Consider the following 21883-nt stretch of genomic DNA (forward strand, 5'->3'; position numbering starts at 1 on the left):
GAGGGGAGAAACTATGGAAATTTTATTTTTAGGGACAGCTGCATCTGAAGGTTATCCAAATCCTTTTTGTTCATGTGAAAATTGTCAAAAAGCAAGAGAAGAAGGTAAAAAAAGTATTCGTTTAAGATCAAGTTTATTGATTGATGAAGAAATATTAATTGATTTTGGTCCAGACATTGTAGCTTCTGCAAATAGGTTTGCTAAAGACCTTTCTAAAGTAAAACATATTTTAATTACTCATGGGCATTCTGACCATTTATTTTTTAAAAATTTCGAATACAGGAATCCTATTTTTTCAGGATCTTTTAATGAGTTGTTTCATGTTGATTTGATAGTTCCAGATAAACTGGGTAGTGTTTTGAAAGAAAATGTGGATCTTCCAAAGATTAGTTTAATGTCTGTAGAACCTTTTAGAACCTTGCATTTAAATGGATATATTATTTATACACTAAAAGCAAAGCATACATCATCATATAATGAAACCCCTTTAAATTATGTAATTGAAAAAAATGGAATAAAAGTTCTTTATGCAGTTGATTCTGGAAAACTATTACCTGAAAGTTTGGAATTTATAAAAAATAATATACACCATTTAGATATTGTGATTTTAGATGCTACTATGGGATTTAATAAAAAATATGAATTCCACATGGGATATGATGAAATATTAGAAACAAAAGAAGTTTTATTAAATCAAGGAATAATAAATGAAACATCTAAAATTATTGTAACTCATTTTTCTCATTTGCATAATCCAGTGCATTCTGTACTTGAAGGAATATATCTTAAAGAGAATATAATAACAGCTTATGATGGATTGATAATAAATAAATGACGACTCATTAAGAGTCGTCATTTATTTATTAATTAATTATTTTGAAATTGATGATTTGATTTTTTCAACAGCTTCTTTTAATGCTTGTGCAGGTTCTAATTGACCATTGATGATTTGTGATAATGCGTCACCCATTGGTCCCCATACTGCTCCCATTTCTGGCACATTTGGCATTGGTTCTCCACCTGCTGCGCTTTTTACAAATGCGTCTACGATTTCTTTTGGTACTGGTCCACCTTTTTCTTCGATTATTTTTGCTACATCTGTTCTTGCTGGTAATCTTGGATCTGCTAAATAGAATTGGTAAATTCCATCTTTTGTTGCTAAGTAATTGATTATAAATTCTTTTGCTAATGCTTTATTTTCACTTCTTGCATTTACCATTAAACCCTGTACACCAACGAATGGTTTTCCGTAATGACCATTTCCTAAGTCTAATTCTGTTAATGGTAATACACCAAAATCAATACCAGCGTTAATATAATCTTTTACCGCCCAAGGACCATTGATAATCATAGCTGCTAAACCATCTTTAAACATTGAATCCATTGTTCCGTAATTTGCACCTTGTGGAATTAAACCTTCATCAAAGAATGATTTAATTAATTCAGCACCTTTAATTGCGCCTTCATTAGCTAAACCGATGTTATTTACGTCATAACCATTTTCTTTTGTCCATTTAAATACATAACCACCATTTCCCGCTATAAATCCATATGAGAAATAGAAGTTTCCTGCATCATATACAAATCCTAATGTTTCGTCTGTTGTATATTCTGCTGCAACTTTTTTCAATTCTTCAATTGTTTTTGGTGCTTCTTCAACATAATCTTTGTTATATAATAATGCTACAGCTTCAATAGCATATGGAACACCATATAATTTACCATTTACTGTAAATGCGTCTAAACCTGATTTTGCGAATTTGTCTGTTTCAATAGCTGAAAATGGAATTGAATCGATTAATCCATTTTCTACTAATTCTCCAACCCAGTCATGAGCACCGACGATAATGTCTGGACCTTCACCTGCTTGTGCTGCTGTCAAGAATTTTGATTTGATATCACCAAAATTTACCTGTTGTACTTCTACTAAAATACCAGTATCTCTTGTAAACTTTTCGCCAAAAGTTTTCATAAAGTCTACTTGTTTTTCTGAACACCATACAACTATCTTGTTTGAAACAGCGAAGATAGATGTGAAAGTAAGTAATACCAATAATACTAATACTGCAACTTTTTTCATCTTTTTACCCTCCCTTAACTATATTTATAAAAAAACTGTTACAAGAAAATTATAACACAAAAAAATTTTTTTTTCTATCTTTTTTTGGTTTTTAAGAATAATTAAATATGATTAATAGTATTTATTTATGATTAAGAATAAAAAGAATCATTTTATAACCAAATAAGTTATATTTTGGGTAATAAGTTTATAGTCTTTAAAGTATAAATTATATATTTCATCAGTGAACTTATTTGATTCGATTTCGAAAACAGCTTTTCCATTAGAATAATTATATGAAAAAACTTTAAATATACTTTTAATTCTATTTGCAATATTTTGATATTCAATGCTGGATAAGTCTAATACGACAATTTGAATTGGAAGGCCATTTGCCAGATAATCCATCCATGTTTTCAAAATTTCTTTAGCGAGCTTTTCTCCGGCAATTTCTGAAGTCTTTTTTATTGCAGTTTTAATAGCGTTTAGTTTTGTAACATCAGATCCTCCTGCCTCCGAAGTTACACTTGCAATCAGTTTTCCGGTAGATGTCCAATAAGCTTTTAAATCTATTTTACATCTGGCGGTACTTAATCCATAGTATTCACCTGAGTATTCTGCATAAGCATTACCTGTAATTAAAATATCCAGTCCTTTGTTTGCCAGTTGTGTTTTATCCGATATTTCTGTTATTCTTTTTGAATCGAATAAGTTAAAACCATATTTGCTTAATTCTGATTCAATAGAAACTTCAGCTATTTTGTCTCCTGATAAATTATAACTTGAAATTAATGAAATAGAAACACCTATTTTGGGTTTTTTCATTTGTTGTAAAATATAAAAGAAATCATCATCACCTATACCTTTTGATACCTTATATTTTACCTTTACAATGTATATACCATTATCATAATGCTGCTCGATTATTTGAGAACCTTTTATAAAACCATAGGTTTTAGTTAAGATGGTTTTATCAACTAACTTGAAATTTTTTACAGTTGTTTGATTATATACCCGCATTCCTACAATATTTTGTAATGCTTGAACTCGAGCATTGCTTTCAGCATCTTCTAATGTTGTTCCTTTTCCTTCAGTAATAATTTCAGTATAGTTGTTTTCTTGAGAAGAAAAATATTCATAAGGTTCCTGCTTGTTTTGCGAAGAACAGGAAAGTAGTGTAAATATCAATAAAAAAATAATAAAATATAATATCTTTTTCATAATCATCATCCCCTTTATAATAATAAGTGCCATTATTTTCTACAATTAAATTTTCCATTATTAAAATTGTCAGACGTTGTAATATAATGGAAGGACTTTCATTTGTATAATATATAATTTTTTCAAATGAATCGTATCCGTTTGTTATTGCAGAAACTATTTTTATATCAATAGAACTTTTTAATTTAATATTTTTATCTTGTTTTATATTGAACAAATCTTTTAAATGTTTTTCAGAAATAATAGGAGTAGCACCGTTATATATTAAATTATTTGTTCCTTCTGAACTTTTTTTATTTATATCTCCAGGGACAGCGTAAACATCAATTCCAGATTCTGCTGCTAATCTTGCAGTTATTAAAGAACCGCTTTTTTTTGCTGCTTCCATCACAATAATTGATTCACTTAACCCAACTATAATTCTATTTCTTTCTGGGAATCTAAAAGGTTGAGCGGGAGTACCCGGAGCATATTCTGAAATAATGCACCCATTATGTTTTAATATCTCATAGTAAAGATTGGTATTAGAAACAGGATAGGGTATGTCAATTCCACTTCCTAACACAGCAATTGTTCCATTGTTTATTGCTCCTTTATGTGCATAGGAATCAATACCATATGCCATTCCACTTATAATAACATATTCTTTAGATAAGATTTCTGAAAATGAAAGGGTTATGTTTTTACCATAAGAAGTACATTTCCTTGAGCCGACAATACCTATTGCTCTTTTCTTTAATAGTTCAATATTACCTTTAATATATAGAAGTACAGGAGGATTATATATTCTTTTTAATTTTTCAGGATATTCATCATCAAAGTAAGTAATTACCTTAATATTCTTTTCTTTAAGACTATCAAGATATAAACTTAATTGTTTCTTATCGATAAATGGGATTTTATTATTTTTAATATTTTTTATTATATTTTTGTTTGATTCTTTTAAAAATTCTTTCATCCATATTATATTATTTCGAACCATTTGAAACATCCTTTTTATGTTCTTTTATTTCTCTGGTTAAAAAATAATTCAATGTTGTTCTTATTGCGATTATTGTAGCCAGTTGTCCAATGTCATTCCAGGTTGGAGCTACAGTTGTTTTTAAAATGCTGGAACCTATTAAAAATCCTAATCCCAAAGAAAATGAATGCCCTAATTCTAATCTGCTTTCCCATGTAGCTTCCTCAGATTTTTTACTTAACAATATATCTTTTAAAAAAATAGAAAAACCTTTTAGCATACCAAAAAAAATTACAATAATGGCCATAATATAAGATATATCAGATATATAGCTTACAGTTAATTCTACAATATGATGAATATTCATTTTATCCCTCCAAACCAAAACGCTTCGCTTCGCGAAGTGTTTTAGGAAAATAATATAATATTAATAATAAAAATAAACCTTTAAACCTTCCGCGAAGCGAAAACTTTTTGCGAAGCAAAAGTTTTAGGATTATTATTTTAATAATAAAAAATCTCAAACCTTCCGTAAAACAAAAAATCTCTTCGCTTCGCGAAGTATTTTAGGAAAATAATATAATATTAATAATAAAAATAAAAATAAATCCATAAACTTTCCGTGAAGTAAAACACTTCACTTCGTGAAGGGTTTTAGGAATAATTATTTTAATAATAAAAACCTTTAAACCTTCCGCGAAGCGGAATGTTTAAAGGTTTATAACTTCCAGATTTATTGGCATTTCTTTAGAACGATAGATTTTAAAATAAAAATTCATTAAATCAGGTAGTTTTTTAAATCTCTTTGGTTCTCTTAACATTCGGTATAACCATTCAAGTCCAAATATTTGAAATACCTTAGGTGCTCTCGGAATTTTACCGGAAATTACATCTATACTTCCACCAACTCCCATAGCCATCTTTACATTTAGTTTGTGCATATTTTTATAAATAAATTCTTCCTGTTTTGGAACTCCCATGCCTACAAAAAGTATTTCAGCACCACTACTATTTATTTTTCCTATAATTTTATCTGGATTTTCGAAATATCCATGATGAGTTCCTACTATATTTATTTTCGGGAATTTTTTTTCTAAATGTTCTTTAGCTTTTTCTGAAATTCCAGGTTTTGAACCTAATAAAAATATTTTGTGTTCTTGCCATTCGCATATTTTGAGCATGGTATCAATTCCTGGACATCTTTCGGTAGTATATCCCCATTTTTCCAGATATTTAACAACACCAATTCCATCTGGTATTGAAATTGTTGAATTTTGTAATTCATACTTATATTCGTTATTTTTAAAATATTCCAGGAACATTAAAGCATTAAGTGTAACAACCCAGGTTTTTTCGTCTGAGTTGATTTTTCTTTTTATGAAATTCCACATTTCTTCTTTTTTCCCTGATAATAGTTTCAGTCCAAACAGTTCAATCATTTGAGTCACGCCATTCCCACCTTTTAATAATCACTTCTATTTATTTTTTCTTTATTTTTACCATAAATACCTAATAAATTACAATTATATGTGTTAAAATATAAATCGGCTTATATTTATATTTCATATTAAAAAGACTACTTCAATTGTATATTCTACCATATTTCCGTCTTAATTTATTAATATATATGTTAAATTTAGAATAAAAATGGAGGTTGAGCATATGGAGGATAAAAAAAGTGCAATAGATAAATTTATAGACCAATCTTTTAAAGAGAGTATTCCAGAAGAGTTACCGGCTATTGCAACAAGAGCAAAATTGGTAATTTTTCCAAATTCAATTTTACCTATGTTGATTGGGAGAAAAAAGTCTATTAAAGCTTTGGAAGAATCTCTTGAGAAATATAATAATTTATTATTTTTTGTTTCTCAAAAAGAAATAGAACTTGAAGATCCTACAATAGAAGACTTGTTTAAAATAGGTACTGTTGGAAGGGTTGTGCAAATAGCTAAATTGCCAGATGGTGAATATAAGATTCTTGTTGAAGGATTAAAAAGAGCGGAAATAAAAAAGGTTATAGAAGAAAAAGATATGTTTAAATTTAAAATTTTACCTTTGGAGAGGAAATATAAAACGACAAAAACATTGGAAGCTTTAGTGAGAAAAGTAAAAACGTTATTTGAAAAGTATATAGGGTTAACTAAAAAATTTCCTCAGGAAGCCATAATGGTTTTGGAAGATACAAATGATCCAGAAGTGATAAGTGATTTAATAGCTTCAGTTTTACCTTTGGAGTTAAATGAAAAACAAGAATTATTAGAAAAATTACATCCTAAAAAAAGGTTAGAACTGGAGTTAGAACTTTTGATGAGGGAAATAGAATTACTAGAAATAGAAGAAGTTTTGGAATCTAAAGTTAGAGAAAAAATAGAAAAAGGGCAAAAAGAGTTTTATTTAAGAGAAAAGCTAAAAGCGATTCAGGAAGAACTTTCTGGTGAAAGCGATGAAGAAATGAAAGAGATAAAAGAGAAAATAGAAAGCAAGGATTTACCGGATTATGTAAAAGAAAAGGCCAAACATGAATTGACACGTCTGGAAAAAATGTCACCATATTCTCCTGAAGCTAATGTTATTAGAACGTATATAGATTGGATTATAAATCTTCCATGGAATAAAAAAACAATGGATAGATTAAATATTAAGGATGCAGAGAAATTATTGGATAAAAACCATTATGGTTTAAAAGAACCTAAAGAAAGGATTTTAGAATTTTTAGCAGTTAGAAAGTTATCAGATAAACCAAAGTCACCAATACTTTGTTTTGTTGGGGCACCTGGTGTTGGAAAAACATCTCTTGGGAAATCTGTAGCAGAAGCTTTAGGGAGAAAATTTGGCAGAATATCTCTCGGAGGGATGAGAGATGAAGCAGAAATAAGAGGACACAGAAGAACATATGTAGGTGCAATGCCAGGAAGAATTATACAGTTAATTAAAAAATTAGATGTGAAAAATCCTGTTATTGTTCTGGACGAGATAGATAAAATGGGAGTATCTTATCAGGGAGATCCAGCTGCAGCTTTGTTGGAAGTTCTAGATCCTGAACAAAATAATAGTTTTATAGACCATTATTTAGAGGTACCTTTCGATTTATCTGAAGTTATATTTATTACTACTGCTAATGTATTGCATACTATTCCATCTGCATTAAGGGATAGAATGGAAGTTATACATATTCCCGGATATACAGATGCAGAAAAATATTATATAGCTAAAGATTATATAATTCCAAAGTTATTGGAAGAACATGGTTTAAAAAATCGCATATGAAAATAAATAAAGCAGCATTGCAAAAAATAATATCAGAATACACCAGGGAAGCGGAGTAAGGTCATTAGAACGAGTTTTAGCAAAATTAATGAGGAAAATAGCTTTAAAAATTGCAGAAGGTGAAGATAAGATAGTAGTGAAAAGTTCTAATATAAAAGAGTTTTTAGGTACACCGCCATATTTTAAATCCGATAAGTTAGAAAAGCCTGAAATTGGTGTTGCAACTGGAATGGCCTGGACTGCATATGGTGGTGAAATATTACAAGTAGAAACACTTATAACTTCTGGAAAAGGTAAAATAATAATTACCGGTAAATTGGGAGATGTAATGAAAGAATCAGCTCAAATAGCTTTGACATTATCTAAATCATTAATAGAAAAGATAGATAATACACTTCTTGAAAAATTTGATAATTGTAATTTTCATATTCATGTTCCTGAAGGAGCAGTTCCTAAAGATGGACCATCCGCTGGAGTAACTTTGACAACATCTATAATCTCGTCTCTATTGAAAAAACCGATAAATAATGAGATAGCAATGACCGGTGAAATAACATTAATGGGAAAGGTCCTTCCAGTAGGTGGAATTAAAGAAAAATTGTTGTCCGCATATAGAAGCGGAATAAAAGAGGTCATTATACCTAAAGAAAACGAAAAGGATTTAGAAAAAATACCAGAAGAAATATTGAAGAAAATCAAGGTTCATAAGGTAAGCAATATAAAAGAAGTACTTAAAATAGCATTATTGGAGGAATAAGTATGTTTAGAAAAGTGGAATTGGTAAAAACTGTATATGTAAAAGGTAAGTATCCGCCACCTTTGAATGCTGAAATAGCTTTTGCTGGCCGTTCAAATGTAGGAAAATCAAGTTTGTTGAATAAATTATTTGGAATTAAAATAGCAAAAATTAGTTCTAACCCGGAAAAACAAGATCTATAAATTTTTATAATGTTGATAATAAAGGATATCTTGTAGATTTGCCTGGATATGGTTTTGCGAGTGTTTCAAAAGAAGAAAAGAAAAAATGGGCAGAATTATTAGAAGATTATTTTATTAATAGATATTCATTACAAATGGTATTTTTATTAATAGACCACAGACATGAGCCGCAAAAAAAGGATATTGAAATGATCCAATGGCTAAAAGAGTTAGAGATACCGTTTATGATAGTTCTTACTAAGTTGGATAAGGTAAAAAAATCTGAAAGACAGAAAAAACTAAATTTAATAAGAACAGAATTGGCAAAATATGGTGAATATTTATATTTTCCAGTATCTTCAAAAAATGGTGAAGGAATTGGAACTTTAAAAAATGAAATAAATAAATTTTTAAAATAGCTGGTGACGTAGTCACCAGCTATTTTAAATGATTTGTTTTTATTGAATTTTAGACCTGGTGACGTAGTCACCACCTGAGTTTGACACTATTATTATCAACAAAATTCTAAAAAGTAGAATTATTCAAAAAAATAGCTATTGTTAACTTTTATAAAAAGAGAAATTAGCCACACACCTCCTCCTTTTTGGCTTTTCATGCGTGTTTTAGGAGATTATTTTTTTAAATTCATCTAATTCCATCATTTTTTTCGGTTTTTCTATTTTTAATGTTTTTAATATGGCTTTTTGAAAATCGTTTAAATTGGCTCTTAATGCAAATAATTTGTCTTTTAATCTTATTTCAGAGTATTCCATTTTTTTTATAGCTTCTCTTATTTTTTCATGAGAGTATTCAATATTATTTTTTTCCAGTTCTAATTCTAATGTTCTTTGAATTATGATATGAAACTCATTACAATATGTCCTTTTATTCTTTTCGGTGTCCAATGAAATACCGGTCTTGTTTCAAGATAATTTTTTAATGTTCTGAATGTTTCTTCTACTTTCCATAATGTATGATATTGTTCTAATATTTCTTTTGGAGATAGTTTTGTGTTTGTTATTATTCCATAGTATCCATCGTATTTTTCATCATTTTCTATTTTTTCTATGTCCAATATATAATTTTGTTTGTTCTGTTCTTTTAAATATTTTTTCGCTCCTCTTTTACTTTTTGAATCTATATTTCCTTCTTCTAACATTTTTTTCGCTTTTTCTATTAATCGTAGTCTATCTGCTCTGTCTTTTTTGGCTCTTTCTTCTGAATATATTATGAGTAATCTTTTATTTTCATATTCTACTTCTCTATATTTTATTCCTTTTGCTATTTCTATGAATTCTCCTTCAAATATATTTACTTTTTTAACTGTTTTATTGATTTTCCTACTATGAATTCATAATTAGAATTTTCTACTACTTCTATATTTTTTTACTCATCATTCCTCTATCTGCTACTACTATTACTTTTCCTAATTGATATTCTTTTTTCATTTTTTCTATTGAATCTTTAAATGTATGCCCTTCAAATGTATTTCCTGCATATATATCAAAACTAACTGGCATTCTATCCTGATCTATTGACATCCCTAATACTACTTGCGACTCATTAAATTTCTTATCCTTTGAATATCCCATTTGTAATATTTCATTTGTTTGTTGTGTTTCAAACGCTAATGTTGTTACATCGTAAAATACTAAATCTACCGTTGTATTAAACAAACTTATCCTTTGATTATACATATGTTTTTCTATCGACTCTTTATTATCTGCTAATATATCCAATGTTCTGTATAACCAGTGCAACATTACATCTTTTTCTTCCAGGTCTTTTTCTTTTTTAACTTCCACTTTGTTATATCCAAAATACTCTAAATTATTAAATATTCCCAATTTACTCTTCGGTTCTACTATTCTATTCATCACCATTATTTTTAACATTTCTTCTGCATTGTATTTTATTTCTTTATCCAGTCTTTCAAAATATCTTTTCATCTCATATCTTTCAAATATCTTATTTACTATTACTTTGGCTCCGTAATTTCTTCTTGCTATTTCTTCCATTAAATCATCTTCTATTTTTTCATATTCATCTATTTCAAATATTTTAAAAAGACTATCTACAAGTTTTGTTATATCTTTTTTACTATACTTATCTATATTTCCAAAATTTATTACTGTATGCTGTTTCACTTTTCCATTTTCTCTTTTGCTTTCCATTATCCTTAAATATCTTTTTCCTTTCACTTTTGATATTTTAGGATACATTTTAAAACATCTCCTTTCAGTGGTTGTCATATATATTATACCACCAAAAGGACTAATATATTACTAATTATAGTTAATTCTCTGTAACAAAAGTTAGCCACACAATTTTTCGACTTCCTGAAAAATACACGCCTCAAACCCGCATTCTACCGTTCCATTTCACTTAAAATCGCCAAATTGCTGTCAAAGGCAGGAAATATGGTGAATATTTATATTTTCCAGTATCTTCAAAAACTGGTGAAGGAATTGGAACTTTAAAAAATGAAATAAATAAATTTTTAAAATAGCTGGTGACGTAGTCACCAGCTATTTTAAATGATTTGTTTTTATTGAATTTTAGACCTGGTGACGTAGTCACCAGAGAAAAATAATACTGCACATTAAGTGCAGTATTATTTGCATTCTGAACACATTCCATATATCTTCAAATCAAAATCCTTAATTTCAATATTTTCATAAGGCAATATACTTTTAATTTTTCTTTATCTAGTTCAAGTTTTATAGCTTTTCCACAATTTTCGCATATAAATAATACTTTTGGTTCATTTTCTAATTCTTCTATTAGTTCATATCTGGGTGTTCCATCTTCAAAGTTGACTTTTCTTATAATTCCTAATTCTTCTAAAAGATCAATGCCCCTTTTAACAGTCATTTTACTTGTTTTATGGTTTTTTCTTTTTCTAATATTCATATAAACATCATCTAAACTCATTAATCTTCCTTTTGATTCCATAAATATTTTTAAAATCAACTCTCTTTGTGCTGTCATTCTTTGTTTTTTATCTCTGAGAACTTTTTTCAAAACCTGTTGGGACATAGTGTTAAATCCGCCTCCTCATTTTTTAGTTCGATTCAATTTTACAGCAAAAAGAAGACTTTTTGATTTAAGTATTATTAAAATTGTGTTCCTTTTTAATTAATTCAAACAGTGTGTATATCTATTTTCCAACCGGTAATTTTAGCAGCAGCCCTTGCATTTTGACCACCTTTACCTATTGCCAGTGAGAGTTGATTTTCTGGTACATGAACCACAGCCATTTTATTTTTCTTATCTAATTTTATATTTAATACCTGGGCAGGAGCAAGTGCATTTTTTATTAATTCTTCAATATTATCAGACCATTTAATAACGTCTATTTTTTCTAAGTTTTTTAGATCTTCTAATATTTGACTGATTCTAACCCCATTTTCTCCAATACATGCTCCAACTGGATCTATTTTTGGATCTTCAGAGTATACAGCTATTTTACTTCGCACTCCTGGTTCTCTATAAACTTTTTTAATTTTTACAATACCATCTTCAATTTCAGGTATATTCATTTTAAATAGCTCTTCAACAAATTCTGGAGCACTTCTTGTCACTAAAATTTTAGGACCTTTTGTAGTTTTTTGAATGCTTTTTATATAAACTTTTATAATGTCTCCAGAATATAATGATTCATTAGGAATCCATTCTTTTTTAGGTAATTTTGTTTCTAATTTACCTATTCTTATATCAGCATATTCATTTGTTACCAACAGTACTTCAGCAGTTGTAATTTTTCCTTCAAGTGGCGAATATTTATGATATAAGTTTTCTTTTTCTATTTCTCTTATGCTTTGTTTAATTACCTGTTTTGCAGTTTGAGCTGCTATTCTTTTGAATTCTTTTTTAGGGTTAATTTTTTTCTTTACTAAATCGCCTATTTGAACTTTTGAATTAATTTTTTTGGCATCTTCAAAAGATATTTCTTCTCCTTCATTTTCTACCTTTTCAACAACCTTTAATATTTGATATATGCTGATTTCACCATGATTTTTATCAACAACAACTTCCACATTTTCCATTTCATAATTATTTTTATAAGCTTTTTCGATGGCTTTTTCAATAATTTCTAACAATACTTCTTTTTTAATATCCTTTTCTCTTTCTAATTCTTCTAAAGCCTCAATTAAAACAACGTTCATTTTATCACCTCCTATAAATCTATTTCTAGATTTGCTCTAAGTATTTTATTATAGGGTATTCTTATCAATTTTTCACTATCTTTTTCCTTTACAAAAATAATATCTTTTTCAATATCTTCAATATAACCTTTTATAGCAGTTCTATTTTCAATTCTTTCTCTTAATATAATTTTTGCAAGGTTACCTTTAAAGCGAATATAGTCGTTTAAACATCTTAAAGGTCTGTCTAATCCAGGCGAACTAACTATTAAATCATATGAAGTTTCTATAAGATCCTTTTCATCTAAATAAGCTTCAATTTCTCTGGAAAAGCTTTCACATTCGTCTATTCCTACATAACCATTTAATTTGTCTATTATTATTTCTAATTTAAACTTTTTCCTTATCTTTTTTAGAGAAATATCAAAAATTTCTAAATCCATACTTTTAGCTATTTTATCAGCTTTTTCTTTTATCAGGTCTTTAATATTATTCATTGATTTTACACCTCCTTATTTTAAATAAAAGAGAGTTCGAGGGCTTAGCCCTCGAACATCTTAAATGTTTTATTTCAATTGGATTATATCATATTTTTTTTATAAAATCAATAGTGACCTTTCTTTTTTGTTCTGAAATATTTAGGTATAAGAAATAGAAAAACCATAAACTTCCTTTTCAAATTTAATTATATCTTCTCTTGAGGTTATGATTTTTTTATCATCATTTGCAATAGTTTCTCCAAAAACATTGGATAATATTTTTTTAGAATTTTCACTAGCATACATTTCAATTTCCGAAATTTTTCTAAATAATTTCCTTCTATTTTTATCAAATATATCGAATGTCCCACCTTTAATCATTTGTTCGATGATATTTCTGGTTATTCCAATATCTTTTGCTCTTTTTATGAAATCTTCAAATGATGTATATTTTCCTTTTTTTTGAATATCTTCAAAGATTCGTTTTTCGGCAAATTCTCCTACACCTTTTATTATTCGCAGAGGTAAAATTATATATTTTTTTTGGGTTAATCCCATAGGGTGGTTTATAGAAGGAAGATTCAAGCTTATATTCATAAGTTTTATTTCATTAAAAAGTTCAAAAGAAAAACCTTTATATTTAATATATTCAAGATAAAAATTTTCTGGATATAAACTTTTTATTTCAGCAATCCAGTAGCTTAGATGAGCATATGCAACACTATGAGATTTATTAAATGCATATTGAGCAAAATTTTCAATTTTAGAATATAATCTTTTAGCCTCATTAATACCAATTATTTTAGAAGCATTAGAAATAAACTTTGTTTTTAAATTTTCAATTTTTTCAATATCTTTTTTAGCAATAGCTTTTCTAAAATTATCTGATTCCTGAGGAGTTAAACCACCTAATCTTTGAGCTAAATACATTACCTGTTCCTGAAATATAATAACTCCTTTTGTTTCTGGTAAAAGTTTTTTCAGGTAATCTTTGCTGTTACCTTCTAAATATTCATCAAACATTCCTGAATTCAGAGGACCTGGCCTATTTAAAGCCAATAGAATATAGAGTTCATCAAAGTTTTTAGGTCTTAATTTTTTAGCTAATTTTTTAGCTAATTTTGATTCAAGCTGAAAAATTCCTTCCGTTAAACCTTGAGATATTATATTATAAACGTTTTTATTATTTAAGTTCTGAAAATGTTTTTTTGAATATTTAAAATCAAATTTTTTTAATAGAGAAAGTGTGTCAAGAGACAATAGATCAAATTTTTCTATTCCGATTTCTTTTAATTCATCCATTTCCCAGAGAGTGATAGGCACTTTTCTTGAAAGATCAAGAGGAATGTTTTCTTTTAAAAATTTATCGGATAAAATTATTCCTGCAGCGTGTACAGATTCTGCTGTTTCTAAACCTTCTAAATAAAAAGCCAATGTGTAATAATCTTTAATTTTTTTATATAAGTACATATTTTCTGGTGCTCTTATAGGCTTTTTGAATTTTTTTGAGTAATCAACATTTAGTATTTCATTGATTTTTTTAAATACGCTTTTACTTTTCATTCTTACATATGTTCTAACCTGAGCAATTTCAAATTCTTTTGATAGTTCTTCTATTATTAAATCTCTTTTTTCTGACTCTACATCAATATCAATATCAGGAAGTTCTTGTCTGGAAACATTTAAAAATCTTTCAAAGTATAAATTATATTTTATAGGATCTATTAGAGTTATTCCTAATAAATAAACTATAAGTGAGCCGACAGCTGATCCTCTTCCAGGTCCAACAAGACTTCCAACTTTTTTTGCAGTGTCAGTTATTTTTTTACAGATAAAATATAATCAGATACATTTAATTTTCTTATAACTTCAAGTTCATTTTTTAAGCGTTCGACATAATTGTCAGGTAATTTACTTATTAGTGGAAGTATCGTTTCATATAGTTTTTTGAAACCACCAATTTTGGGAATTCCGAGATAAAATTTTGAAATATTATAATTAAAATCTGTTTTTAAAATATAATTGTATAATCTTTTATCAACATAATTTTCAATGCCATAATCTTTTTTTATATAATCACCATCTATATTATTTAATAATTCTGAAAATCTTTTTGTTGGATAAACAAGTTTTTTTAATATATGATCCTTTTCAATATATGGAAGTTTGACCTCAATCCCATTATAAGATTTTATTAAATTTTTTAGTTCATCAGAATTTTTAGGAATATAAATTTTCTTCTCTTTTTCAAAAAGAATAATTGGCTTTATTCTATATTTGTTACATAAGGATATGAAACTTATCCAAGATTTTGGATGGTCTTCTAATATTGCGATGCTATTATAATTATATTTCTTAGCTAAAGGTATTAAGTCTCTTAACTGTATATATGATTTTCCAATTGATTTTGAAGTAACAACAGGACCAAGTATTTTCAAAATACCACCTCAAGGCCTTTTTTTTATATTATAACACAGAAACACGCATCCGCGGGTTTCTGTGTTATTGAATTATGTTTTTTATAATTATTAAATAAGCTGACGTAGTCAGCAGGAACACCGTATGTATGAAGTTTTTATTCAATTTATATATAAATTACAAAATAAAAAGCGCCAGAACGGCGCTTTTTATTGTATGATTATATTGCTCTTTTAACTTTTCCTGCTTTTAAACAACTTGTACATACATTCATTCTTTTAACAGTTCCATCTTCTAAAACAACTTTAACTTTTTGAATATTTGGTTTCCACCATCTTCTTGTTGTTACTTTAGAGTGAGCAACACTATTTCCCGCTGTTGGTCTTTTACCACACACTTCACATACTCTAGCCATTTTAATCATCCTCCTATGTATTTTATTATATTATTATTTCATATAGTATACACCTACTATATTATATACATAAAGATGAATTTAATATTTAAAAAAGGTTAATTTTATTCATCAGATTCCATTAATTTTTCTTCGTCTTCAAATTTCATAGGTTTTACAATTGGATAGGCAATAACATCTCTAATAGTCTCTGCATTTGTAAGGAACATTACAAATCTATCAATGCCAATTCCCAATCCACCTGTTGGAGGTAATCCGTATTCTAAAGCTCTGACAAAATCTAAATCCATCATTTGGGCTTCTTCATCACCTTTTTCTTTTAGCTCCACCTGTTTTTTGAATCTTTGTAATTGATCAACAGGATCATTTAATTCACTAAAAGCATTTGCCAATTCTCTTCCATATATAATTAATTCAAATCTCTCCGTAACTCTTGGGTCTTCTCTATGCCTTTTTGCTAATGGTGAAATTTCAACAGGATGTTCTAATACAAATGTTGGTTGAACAATTTTATCTTCTACTAAAGACCATAATTCATCAATATAATGTCCTTTATCTTCAACCATAACCTCTACACCGTTTTTTTCTAAAACTTCAACTAATTTTTCGTCAGGATCTTCTAATATATCAACTCCAAGATGTTCTTTAATAAAATCTCTCATTTTTACTCTTTTAAAAGGTGGTTTGAAATCAATTTCGACACCCTGATAGGTTATCTTTGTCGTACCATGTATTTTTTCAACAACATAAGATAATACATCTTCTGTAATTTTCATCATATCAGTATAATCCGCATATGCCTGATATAATTCCATCATTGAAAATTCTGGATTGTGTTTATAAGATACACCTTCATTTCTGAAATTTTTTCCAATTTCATATATTTTTTCCATACCACCAACAACTAATCTTTTTAAGTATAATTCTGGTGCAATTCTTAAATACATATTGGTATCGTAAACGTTTAAATGTGTAATGAAAGGTCTTGCATTTGCGCCACCTAATATTGGGTGTAAGATAGGAGTTTCTACTTCAATAAATCCTTTCGAGTTTAAGAATTCTCTTATATATCTTATAGCTTTAAATCGAGTAACAAATGTTTTTAAGCTTTCATCGTTGGCTATCATATCAACATATCTTTGTCTGTATTTTACTTCTTTGTCCTTTAATCCGTGCCATTTTTCTGGTAAAGGTCTTAAAGCTTTAGAAAGAATTTCAAAATCAAGGATTAATAATGTTAATTCCCCTGTGTGGGTTTTAAAAGGGAATCCTTCTATACCAACCCAATCACCAATATCCATATATTTTTTAAATTCATCAAATTTTCCTTCTGGGACTTTATCTTTTCTAATGTAAGCTTGAATTCTTCCAGTATCATCTTTTAAAACAATAAATGCAGATTTTCCATGTTTTCTTATGGACATTACTCTTCCTGCAAATTTAAATACTTCATTTTCTAATAATTCACCATCAGAAATATTATTATATTTCTCTTTAATTTCTTCAACTTTCATATCCTTTTCAAATCTGTAAGGATATGGATTTCTTCCTTCTTTTCGTATCTCTTCAATTAACTTTAATCTTTGTTCTCTTAAATCGCTCAAATCAAGCACCTCCATATTTTAATATAGCTAAAATTTCAAGTTCTCTTTCTTTATTTAGTGGTGTTTTGAATTTAATTCTATCACCAATTCTCTTTTTTAATAAAGCTCTTCCTAGTGGCGATTCGGAGCTAATTTTTTTAGGTTCAGAGAAAATATCTGCTTCCTGTGAATTAACAATTTTATAAGTTTCTTCAACATTTTTCTTTAAGTCTTTAACTATAACAGTATTTCCTAAATTTACTTCTTCGTTGTTGCTTGCTGATTCGTCAATAACTTCAGCGTTTTCTAAAATATAGTCTATTTCTTTAATTCTTGAATCGATTTTTCCCTGTTCGTTTTTTGCTTCTTCATATTCACTGTTTTCAGACAAATCACCTAATTCTCTTGCTTCCTTAATTCTTTCAGCTATTTCTGTCATTAATTTATTTTTCAGTGCCTCTTTTTCTTTTATTAAACTTTCATAACCTTCTCTGGTTAATTGTATTTTTTCACCTGGAACCATATTTAAACCTCCTTAATTTTCTTTTTTCTTAAGTCATTTATTATTTTTATAAAATGATCTAAATCTCCGAATTCTTTATATACAGAAGCAAATCTAACATAAGCAACATGATCTATTTTTTTTAATTCATTCATAATCATGTCTCCAATCTTAACACTTTCAATTTCGGATGTTCCCATCTTTCTTATTTTTTCTTCTATTTCGGCTACCAGATTTTCGATTTGTTCATAACTTATAGCTCTTTTATGACAGGCTTTTATGAGTCCGTTTAAAATTTTTTGTCTATCGAAAATTTCTCTTTGTCCATTTTTTTTAATTACAAAAATTTTGTGAGTTTCATATCTTTCATAAGTTGTGAATCTGCTATTACATCTTAAACATTCACGTCTTCTTCGGGTTACTGTTCCTTCTGCAATTGTTCTTGAATCTAAGACTCTGGTCTCTTCGAAGCCACAATAAGGGCATTTCATGGTAATTCACCTCTTTTTAAATCGTTTGCGATTTTTTCCAATTTTTTCATTTTATAATACAGGGTAGATTTTGATATATTTAAGTTTTCTGCCATTTCGCTTAAACTATCACTCTCATTTTCGAGCCTATATAAAGCTATCTGTTTTAAATCATCCGGTAAATTATCCAATCCAATATTATTTAAAATTATAGTTATATTCTCAATTTGTTTTGAAGCGCTTTCAGCGGTTTTTGTGGCATTAGCTGAGATAAAATTAAATGTTCGCGATACATTGCTTTTTAATTCGCGAACTTTGATGATAGTTGATATTTTTTCTACTGAATTGTGAGCGCCAATTAATTCCAGTACATTTAAAATATCTTTAGATGATTTGATGTATATTTTTATTTTATTATTTTTTGTTATATAATTGGCTTTGATTCCTATAAGATTTTGTAAATTTTTTATTATCATTTGAGCAAAAAGTTCTGTGAAATCTGAAAATATTTCAAAATGGTAATTTTTAGTAATAGAAACAGAGCCGCAACTTAAAAATAAACCTCTCAAAAAAATACCAAATAAATAAGGATCTTTAGCAATATAACCTGGAAGTCCATCTGAAAAAATATCAATATTTTTCTCTTCAAAAATAATTTTAGCATGCATTAAATTAAAGTACAATTCACCCATTCTTCCAAGCTTAAGCCTTTTTTCAATTCTTATATATGTGGTTATCCATTCTTCAAATAATTCTTTGGAAAGTTTATAAACTCTTTTTAATGTGTTCATAGAAGAAATCGATAATTTCAAAAAATGATTATCTTCTTCTATAACAAAACTACCTTTTCCTTTTATAAAGCCAAACAATTCAATTTCAGGATAATCAATTTTTGAATTTACCAGTTCTAATTTAACTTCTTCAGAAAATACAGACATAATATCACCTGTTGATATCTCTATGATAAATAGAAACATTATATTTTTTTGATTTTAATAAAGTATATAATTTCTCAGCAACATACACAGATCTATGTCGCCCACCGGTACAACCTATACCAACATTTATAGATACTCTTCCAGTTGTAGAATACCATTTCTGAATTTTTATTAATATTTCCATTATTGAGTTAACAATTTCTTTGGACTCTTCAAAATGCTCCAGGTAATCTATTATTTCCTTATCTTTACCAGTTTGTACAAATAATTCTTTTATATAATAAGGATTTGGTAAAAATCTTACGTCAAATAAGTAATCTAAATCGTTTGGGGAGAATATTTAAATCCAAAACTAATTATTTTAATTTTTGTATTGTTTTCTTTTTGCTCATCCAGAATTTCAAATATTTTTTCTCTAAACTTTGAAGGTTCAAGATTTGTTGTATCAATTACAATATCTGATATCTCTTTTATAGGATTCATCAATTCAATCTCTTTATCTATAGATTCATCAAGTGTTAAATCTGAATTTTGTAAAGGATGACCTCTTCGGGATTTCATAAATCTTATTTTTATTGTTTCTATAGAAGAATCTAAAAAAATTACTCTAAATGTAATATCAGTATATTTAAAGCGTTTTCGTATTTTTATGATTTCTTCCTTTAATTCTTCTGGATTTTTCCATCTGATATCACTAACAAAAGCAATATTGTCAATATCAGAACTATTCAATAACATTATTAGGAATTCCTCAATCAAATGAGGGGAATGTTATCTATTGTATAATAATTGATATCCTCTAAAATCTTTAGAATTGTAGTTTTTCCAGCTCCCGATAAACCTGTAATTAATAGGATTTTCCTTTTTTTTACCATGAAACCACTCCATTTTCCCCAAAAATCAAAGAAGAATATTTTACATTATAATTATTTCTTCCTAAAATTCTTTCGGAATTATGTATAAACTTATATAAATCCCCGAAACATAAAATTGAATTTCAGGAGATGAATTTACAACTGGTAAATGAAATTTTAACGATTCAACAATTCCATCAGCAGGGTCTATTATTTTTCCCTTAACGACTTTTTTATGTGTTTTTCTAATATTGGATAATGAGTGCAACCCAAAATTATTTTATCATATTTTTTTGTTTTTTTAGATAAAAATTTACAATAGATTCAGCTATTGGGCCGTGCCATATTCCTTCCTCAATAAGAGGGACAAATAAAGGACAGGCTATTTCTGTTAATTTCGTATTTTTAGATATTAATAATTCTCTATATGTACCAGTTTTTACAGTATTTTCAGTAGCTAATAACAATACATTTTCCTTTTCTTTTATTTGAGAAATTGCATTTTTCAGGATGCTAATATATTTAAAATTATATGAATTTATATCTATATAATTTCTTAGAATTATTGAATCAGATGTGTTGCATGCCGCAACAACAATATCTATTCCTATTTCTTCATAAAATAGAAATAGGTTCTTTAATATGTGTATGATTTTTTCCGGGGGTTTTGAACCATATGGCACATTTAAAGTATCGCCAAAATAAAAATAGTGGTGGCCTTTAAAGGTATCGACCACCTTTTTTAAAACGGTTAAACCACCTATTCCGGAATCAAAAAAACCTATTCTCATTTTTTACACCACCAGATATTTTTATCCTTTAATTATGGGAGACAAAGGAGGCTTTATCTATTAATTCTTTTAAGCCATTTTTTAATTCTAATTTTTCCAGGTTTTCATTTAAAAGAAGGAATAACAATATATGAACCAGGTCAGGATTGTTCATTTTAGCGTATATTTCTTCGACATTTCTTTTTATATTTTCCAGTATTTCATTCACAATTTCTTCTGGTTCATCAGTAATAAAGTCATATTTTTTTCCAAGTAAATCGAAATATATATGTTTTCGTCTTTTGTCTCCCATAAATTCACCGCCTCTACGTTATTACCTTATTACCATTTAGACTCTTCGTGAGAAATTCCATCCATATTTGAGGAGTCATTTGAAATTGTTTCATCAGAAATATAAGGTTCTGATGTTGTTTCTGGATTTTCTTCTCCTAAAATTTCTTTTAATTTGTAATTGATTTCTTGAATGTATTTTTCCATTTCTTCTTCATTCTTTTTAAATTCATCAATCTGACTTTTTAACATGTCCCTTTCTCTTGTAAGATTTTCATATTCTGCATAAAGTTCTTCACTTTCTTTTTTTAATGCATCTCTTTCTTCTTTAACCTTGTTGTATTTTTCAGTAAGGTTGTTTATAATACTTTCAAGTTCTTTTAAAAGTTCCATTTTCATACCCCTTTATTGTTTTTCAATCATTTTTTCCATAAAAATAATAAAATTCCCTTTTAATTATATCATAAAAATTTCCATAAATCACAAATCTGTGTTATAATATTCTAAGAAAAATTTAATTTGGAGGTGAAGTTATTATGAATTTTCATAGTATAACAAATTTTTTATTTTTTGGTCCCCTGAAGCAGCT

21 protein-coding genes and 5 pseudogenes are annotated in these 21883 nt (G+C 27.8%); 3 read left to right on the forward strand and 23 right to left on the reverse strand.

Features of this window, described 5'->3' with window-relative positions; all coding sequences use genetic code 11:
- The first annotated feature begins 13 nt into the window (after positions 1-13).
- Complete coding sequence (locus DJ007_RS06650) at positions 14-835, forward strand: MBL fold metallo-hydrolase (RefSeq protein WP_129408854.1); 822 nt, start codon at positions 14-16, stop codon at positions 833-835.
- A gap of 36 nt (positions 836-871) precedes the next feature.
- Here the strand turns inward: DJ007_RS06650 and malE are convergent, their stop codons facing one another.
- From malE to DJ007_RS06675, 5 genes are all read right to left on the reverse strand, one after another.
- Complete coding sequence (gene malE / locus DJ007_RS06655) at positions 872-2080, reverse strand: maltose/maltodextrin ABC transporter substrate-binding protein MalE (protein WP_129408855.1); 1209 nt, start codon at positions 2078-2080, stop codon at positions 872-874.
- 147 nt (positions 2081-2227) lie between these two features.
- The gene (locus DJ007_RS06660; RefSeq protein ID WP_129408857.1) at positions 2228-3280 is read right to left on the reverse strand and encodes a hypothetical protein; all 1053 of its coding nucleotides are present in this window, start codon (positions 3278-3280) and stop codon (positions 2228-2230) included.
- Complete coding sequence (gene dprA, locus DJ007_RS06665) at positions 3195-4238, reverse strand: DNA-processing protein DprA (RefSeq protein ID WP_165974049.1); 1044 nt, start codon at positions 4236-4238, stop codon at positions 3195-3197. The genes DJ007_RS06660 and dprA overlap by 86 nt, the downstream gene beginning before the upstream one ends.
- Before the next feature lie 10 nt (positions 4239-4248).
- A complete protein-coding gene (locus tag DJ007_RS06670; RefSeq protein WP_129408860.1) occupies positions 4249-4608 on the reverse strand; it encodes a DUF1622 domain-containing protein in 360 nt (119 codons plus the stop codon).
- Between the two features lie 343 nt (positions 4609-4951).
- Entirely contained in the window at positions 4952-5680 is a 729-nt protein-coding gene (locus DJ007_RS06675; RefSeq protein ID WP_240739365.1) for a WecB/TagA/CpsF family glycosyltransferase, read from the reverse strand.
- 223 nt (positions 5681-5903) lie between these two features.
- On the opposite strand from DJ007_RS06675, the pseudogene lon reads away from it, so the two are divergent.
- Positions 5904-8265, forward strand: a pseudogene (gene lon / locus DJ007_RS06680) (endopeptidase La).
- A gap of 2 nt (positions 8266-8267) precedes the next feature.
- Positions 8268-8845: pseudogene (gene yihA / locus DJ007_RS06685) on the forward strand (ribosome biogenesis GTP-binding protein YihA/YsxC).
- Between the two features lie 204 nt (positions 8846-9049).
- Here yihA and DJ007_RS20790 read toward each other — a convergent pair.
- The 18 genes and pseudogenes from DJ007_RS20790 to DJ007_RS06785 all read right to left on the reverse strand — a co-directional run bounded on the left by DJ007_RS20790 (position 9050) and on the right by DJ007_RS06785 (position 21687).
- Positions 9050-10573 (reverse strand): annotated as a pseudogene (locus DJ007_RS20790) (IS1634 family transposase).
- Positions 10547-10678: pseudogene (locus tag DJ007_RS21030) on the reverse strand (IS1634 family transposase N-terminal domain-related protein); the annotation flags it as partial. The pseudogenes DJ007_RS21030 and DJ007_RS20790, both read right to left, overlap by 27 nt.
- A 133-nt stretch (positions 10679-10811) precedes the next feature.
- Complete coding sequence (locus DJ007_RS14690) at positions 10812-11006, reverse strand: hypothetical protein (protein ID WP_206076186.1); 195 nt, start codon at positions 11004-11006, stop codon at positions 10812-10814.
- Between the two features lie 66 nt (positions 11007-11072).
- Positions 11073-11465 (reverse strand): Fur family transcriptional regulator, encoded by a 393-nt coding sequence (locus DJ007_RS06710; protein ID WP_129408866.1) that lies wholly within the window; start codon positions 11463-11465, stop codon positions 11073-11075.
- A 104-nt stretch (positions 11466-11569) separates the two neighbouring features.
- Entirely contained in the window at positions 11570-12595 is a 1026-nt protein-coding gene (gene nusA / locus DJ007_RS06715) for a transcription termination factor NusA (RefSeq protein WP_129408867.1), read from the reverse strand.
- 11 nt (positions 12596-12606) lie between these two features.
- Positions 12607-13071: a ribosome maturation factor RimP gene (gene rimP / locus DJ007_RS06720; RefSeq protein ID WP_129408869.1), complete on the reverse strand. Its 465-nt coding sequence runs from the start codon at positions 13069-13071 to the stop codon at positions 12607-12609.
- Positions 13072-13212: 141 nt separating this feature from the next.
- The gene (locus DJ007_RS06725) at positions 13213-14886 is read right to left on the reverse strand and encodes a helix-hairpin-helix domain-containing protein (protein ID WP_368359580.1); all 1674 of its coding nucleotides are present in this window, start codon (positions 14884-14886) and stop codon (positions 13213-13215) included.
- Positions 14871-15491, reverse strand: a complete 621-nt coding sequence (locus DJ007_RS06730) for a PHP domain-containing protein (RefSeq protein ID WP_129408873.1) — start codon at positions 15489-15491, stop codon at positions 14871-14873. The genes DJ007_RS06725 and DJ007_RS06730 overlap by 16 nt, the downstream gene beginning before the upstream one ends.
- Positions 15492-15691: 200 nt before the next feature.
- Complete coding sequence (rpmB, locus tag DJ007_RS06735) at positions 15692-15886, reverse strand: 50S ribosomal protein L28 (RefSeq protein WP_072862122.1); 195 nt, start codon at positions 15884-15886, stop codon at positions 15692-15694.
- Between the two features lie 104 nt (positions 15887-15990).
- Positions 15991-17505 (reverse strand): lysine--tRNA ligase, encoded by a 1515-nt coding sequence (gene lysS, locus DJ007_RS06740; RefSeq protein WP_129408874.1) that lies wholly within the window; start codon positions 17503-17505, stop codon positions 15991-15993.
- Positions 17492-17992 (reverse strand): transcription elongation factor GreA, encoded by a 501-nt coding sequence (gene greA / locus DJ007_RS06745; protein ID WP_129408876.1) that lies wholly within the window; start codon positions 17990-17992, stop codon positions 17492-17494. Before greA ends, lysS begins: the two co-directional genes overlap by 14 nt.
- Positions 17993-17994: 2 nt before the next feature.
- A complete protein-coding gene (gene nrdR, locus DJ007_RS06750; protein WP_129408877.1) occupies positions 17995-18462 on the reverse strand; it encodes a transcriptional regulator NrdR in 468 nt (155 codons plus the stop codon).
- A complete protein-coding gene (gene whiA, locus DJ007_RS06755; protein ID WP_165974051.1) occupies positions 18459-19379 on the reverse strand; it encodes a DNA-binding protein WhiA in 921 nt (306 codons plus the stop codon). Before whiA ends, nrdR begins: the two co-directional genes overlap by 4 nt.
- 4 nt (positions 19380-19383) lie before the next feature.
- Positions 19384-19719 (reverse strand): RapZ C-terminal domain-containing protein, encoded by a 336-nt coding sequence (locus DJ007_RS19040; RefSeq protein ID WP_129408880.1) that lies wholly within the window; start codon positions 19717-19719, stop codon positions 19384-19386.
- Positions 19698-20254: pseudogene (locus DJ007_RS19045) on the reverse strand (RNase adapter RapZ). Before DJ007_RS19045 ends, DJ007_RS19040 begins: the two are co-directional and overlap by 22 nt.
- A gap of 254 nt (positions 20255-20508) precedes the next feature.
- Positions 20509-21024, reverse strand: a complete 516-nt coding sequence (locus tag DJ007_RS06775) for a glutamate racemase (protein WP_129408885.1) — start codon at positions 21022-21024, stop codon at positions 20509-20511.
- A 28-nt stretch (positions 21025-21052) separates the two neighbouring features.
- The gene (zapA, locus tag DJ007_RS06780) at positions 21053-21316 is read right to left on the reverse strand and encodes a cell division protein ZapA (RefSeq protein WP_129408887.1); all 264 of its coding nucleotides are present in this window, start codon (positions 21314-21316) and stop codon (positions 21053-21055) included.
- Between the two features lie 29 nt (positions 21317-21345).
- On the reverse strand, positions 21346-21687 hold the full coding sequence (locus DJ007_RS06785) for a hypothetical protein (protein WP_206076187.1): 342 nt from the start codon (positions 21685-21687) through the stop codon (positions 21346-21348).
- Positions 21688-21883 lie beyond the last annotated feature (196 nt).

Source organism: Marinitoga lauensis, assembly GCF_004135675.1.
Classification (GTDB): Bacteria; Thermotogota; Thermotogae; order Petrotogales; family Petrotogaceae; genus Marinitoga; species Marinitoga lauensis.

Coding starts and splice junctions, on each gene's coding strand:
- DJ007_RS06650 (WP_129408854.1), top strand. CDS start 14: ATGGAAATTTTATTTTTAGGGACAGCTGCATCTGAAGGTTATCCAAAT.
- zapA (WP_129408887.1), bottom strand. CDS start 21,316: ATGGGAGACAAAAGACGAAAACATATATATTTCGATTTACTTGGAAAA.
- nrdR (WP_129408877.1), bottom strand. CDS start 18,462: ATGAAATGCCCTTATTGTGGCTTCGAAGAGACCAGAGTCTTAGATTCA.
- DJ007_RS06775 (WP_129408885.1), bottom strand. CDS start 21,024: ATGAGAATAGGTTTTTTTGATTCCGGAATAGGTGGTTTAACCGTTTTA.
- dprA (WP_165974049.1), bottom strand. CDS start 4,238: ATGAAAGAATTTTTAAAAGAATCAAACAAAAATATAATAAAAAATATT.
- greA (WP_129408876.1), bottom strand. CDS start 17,992: ATGGTTCCAGGTGAAAAAATACAATTAACCAGAGAAGGTTATGAAAGT.
- malE (WP_129408855.1), bottom strand. CDS start 2,080: ATGAAAAAAGTTGCAGTATTAGTATTATTGGTATTACTTACTTTCACA.
- rimP (WP_129408869.1), bottom strand. CDS start 13,071: ATGAATAATATTAAAGACCTGATAAAAGAAAAAGCTGATAAAATAGCT.
- lysS (WP_129408874.1), bottom strand. CDS start 17,505: ATGGAGGTGCTTGATTTGAGCGATTTAAGAGAACAAAGATTAAAGTTA.
- DJ007_RS06785 (WP_206076187.1), bottom strand. CDS start 21,687: ATGGAACTTTTAAAAGAACTTGAAAGTATTATAAACAACCTTACTGAA.
- DJ007_RS06710 (WP_129408866.1), bottom strand. CDS start 11,465: ATGTCCCAACAGGTTTTGAAAAAAGTTCTCAGAGATAAAAAACAAAGA.
- nusA (WP_129408867.1), bottom strand. CDS start 12,595: ATGAACGTTGTTTTAATTGAGGCTTTAGAAGAATTAGAAAGAGAAAAG.
- rpmB (WP_072862122.1), bottom strand. CDS start 15,886: ATGGCTAGAGTATGTGAAGTGTGTGGTAAAAGACCAACAGCGGGAAAT.
- DJ007_RS06660 (WP_129408857.1), bottom strand. CDS start 3,280: ATGAAAAAGATATTATATTTTATTATTTTTTTATTGATATTTACACTA.
- DJ007_RS06675 (WP_240739365.1), bottom strand. CDS start 5,680: ATGATTGAACTGTTTGGACTGAAACTATTATCAGGGAAAAAAGAAGAA.
- DJ007_RS06670 (WP_129408860.1), bottom strand. CDS start 4,608: ATGAATATTCATCATATTGTAGAATTAACTGTAAGCTATATATCTGAT.
- whiA (WP_165974051.1), bottom strand. CDS start 19,379: ATGTCTGTATTTTCTGAAGAAGTTAAATTAGAACTGGTAAATTCAAAA.